This is a genomic window from Vibrio sp. ZOR0018 (assembly GCF_963865925.1).
Lineage (GTDB): Bacteria > Pseudomonadota > Gammaproteobacteria > Enterobacterales > Vibrionaceae > Vibrio > Vibrio anguillarum.
On sequence record NZ_CAWMCN010000051.1, the window covers coordinates 1 to 388 of the forward strand.

Genomic DNA, 388 nt, shown 5'->3' on the forward strand with positions numbered 1-388 from the left:
AGTAACGTAAGTCCGTTCCAGTTTGGTAAGTTAGCCTGTTTGAACCAATGACTTTGCGTACACTCAAAGAGCGCTTTAGCCGCTGATTCACCAAGATTTTTTCTTCGCTGTGTTAATGCACTTGGAGCAACAAATGGCTTACCTGTGCGGTCAACAATATCGAGCATGTTTACAATGTCAGCCATGGATTTATCGTTATAGATAGCCATGCCAACCAGTAACCATGCCATCTACTCTAAAGTGAGCTTTCGTTTTCTTAGAGTAACGGTATCAGTAAGCTCATAAGCACTATTGATGAGCTCAATGGGCAAGAGGTCTGCGAGTGTTTCAACTTGATTGGGTTTATAACTGTTGATGATATCGAGGGCTTGAGAAACGTGCATAAAAA

1 pseudogene is annotated in these 388 nt (G+C 41.8%); it reads right to left on the minus strand.

Annotated elements, in window-relative coordinates:
• Window positions 1–383: pseudogene (locus tag AACR75_RS02010) on the minus strand (transposase domain-containing protein); the annotation flags it as partial.
• Window positions 384–388: the final 5 nt, after the last annotated feature.